This is a genomic window from Arthrobacter sp. I3, assembly GCF_000520575.1.
Lineage (GTDB): Bacteria > Actinomycetota > Actinomycetes > Actinomycetales > Micrococcaceae > Arthrobacter > Arthrobacter humicola_A.
In genome coordinates, this window is record NZ_KI914927.1 from 225,969 (window position 1) to 228,348 (window position 2,380).

At 66.8% G+C, this 2,380-nt stretch carries 2 protein-coding genes; one reads left to right on the forward strand and one right to left on the reverse strand.

The window, feature by feature from the left end:
• A partial coding sequence (locus Y706_RS25230) for an MFS transporter (RefSeq protein WP_043436097.1) occupies positions 1–870 on the reverse strand: 870 nt, incomplete at its 3' end.
• A 251-nt stretch (positions 871–1,121) separates the two neighbouring features.
• Here Y706_RS25230 and Y706_RS25235 point away from each other — a divergent pair.
• Positions 1,122–2,380: ammonium transporter (locus tag Y706_RS25235; protein WP_043436061.1), on the forward strand; the 1,259-nt coding region annotated here is incomplete at its 3' end.

Genomic DNA, 2,380 nt, shown 5'->3' on the forward strand with positions numbered 1-2,380 from the left:
GCTGTCCGCGAGCCGGCCGGAAAACGTCAGTGCCACCGCGTTGCCGCCCGCAAACACCGCCAGGGCCCAGCCGGCCGATTCGGGACCGGCGCCGAGCGCCACGACGGCGAAGAGCGGCACTGTGGCCATCCGCACCCCGAAGGTGGCCCAGCCGTTGGCAAAGCTCGAAAACAGGCCGGCGCGGTAGGCGCTGTCCCGCAGCGCGTCCTTCAGTTCCATCGCCGGGGCCGTGGCGCCGGGGCGCCGCGAGGCGGCGGGGACATGGCTGAGCTGGGTTTGCACCACGACGGCGGCCAGCACCAGGGCCGCCGCGTAGGCCAGGAACGGCACCCTCAATCCGAAGCCGGCGAGCATCCCGCCGACGATGGGGCCGCAGACGTTGCCGATCAGGAAGGCGGAGGCATAGGCCCCGGAGACCCGGCCGCGGCTTTCCGGCGGCGCGAGCCGGACCACGAGCGCCATGGACGCCACCGTGAACATCACCGAACCAGCCCCGCCGAGGCCGCGGAAGACCAGCAGCTGCCAGTAATTCTGGGCGAAAGCACAGGCGGCCGTGGACGCCGCGACGATCAGCAGCCCGGCCACATAGACCGGACGTTCGCCCAGCTTCACGATCAGGGCACCGCCGGCCGGTGCGAAGACGAGCCGCATGAAAGCGAAGATGCTCACAATCACCGCCGCCGCGGTCGCCCCGACGTCGAACGTGGTGGCGAACTGGGGCAGAACCGGTGCCACGAGGCCGAAGCCGATCGCAATCAGGAAGGCCGCCACCAGCATCACCTTGATGTCCCGGGGCAGCCGGGAACGGCCCGCAGCCCGGGAAGGGACCTTGGCTGCGGCGTCGCCGGCGGGGCGGGAGGTCTTGCTCATAATGCGTTCGTCCTTGGGAAGATGCGGTGCCGGCTGGCGGCGGGTCCAACAAGTGCGGGAATAATCCGCTGAAACATAACCGTAACAAGTGTGAGATGCACCATTTACGTCCGGGAGGTTCTTGTAACAACCCGGCAATGTAAATCCTCCGCCAGCGAAACACTGCCCCGCGAAACTCTTTCTAGAACGCAAATAAATGCGTTGGGACCGGCGGACTACTCCGCACCTAATAGCAAGAGAGGACGTAGACCATGGAACTCACCGCAGGTCTCGTTTGGCTCCTGGTCGCCGCGGCACTCGTGCTGTTCATGACCCCGGGCCTGGCATTCTTCTACGGCGGCATGACCCGCGCCAAGTCGGCTTTGAACATGATGATGATGAGCTTCGTCGCCATTGGAACCGTCGGGATCATGTGGATCCTGTGGGGCGCTTCGATGGCTACGACCAACGAAGACAACTTCTACCAGATCTTCGCCAACCCGTTCAGCCACTTCGGCCTGCACAACTTCACCGAGCCGGCCGACCTGCTCAAGGTCGGCTACGCGGCCACCTTCGCGATCATCACGGTGGCCCTGATTTCCGGAGCGGTCGCCGACCGCGCCAAATTCTCCGCATGGGTGGTCTTCACCCCCATCTGGGCGACCCTGGTCTACGCGCCGATGGCCTTCATGGTCTGGGGCGGCGGACTCTTCTCCGCCAATGGCTGGTTCGGCCAGACGTTCGCGCCGGTCATCGACTTCGCCGGCGGCACCGTGGTCCACATCAACGCCGGCGTCGCGGGCCTCATCCTGGTCCTGATCATCGGTAACCGCAAAGGCTTCGGCAAGGACCCGAACCACCGCCCGCACAACATTCCGTTCGTCATGCTCGGTGCCGCAATCCTGTGGTTCGGCTGGTTCGGCTTCAACGCCGGTGCCGCCGCGACGGTGGAGCAGGCCGGCCTGATCTGGATCAACACCCTGGCCGCCCCGGCCGCAGCCATGCTCGGCTGGCTCGCCGTGGAGCGCTTCCGCGACGGTCACCCGACCTCCCTCGGTGCCGCCTCCGGCGTGGTCGCCGGCCTGGTCGCCATCACCCCGGCCTGCGCCAACGTCTCCCCGCTGGGTGCGATCGCCCTCGGCGTCGTGGCCGGTGTGGCTTCGGCGCTCGCCGTCGGCCTGAAGTTCAAGTTCGGCTACGACGACTCGCTCGACGTCGTCGGCGTCCACCTCGTCTCCGGTGTTGTCGGCACGGTCGCAATCGGCTTCCTTGCCACCCCGACCCAGGGCGCCGCAGGCCTGTTCTACGGCGGCGGCACCACGCAGCTGGTCGCCCAGACCCTCGCGGCAATGATGGCCATCGTCTTCACCGCCATGATGACCTTCATCATTGCCTTCCCGATCCACAAGCTCATGGGCTTCCGGGTTTCCCAGGAACAGGAAGTTGTCGGTGTGGACCTGAGCCTGCACGCAGAGACCGCCTACGAGTTCGGCGTCGGCGGGCACGGCGGCAGCTTCCAGCCGCTGCACGA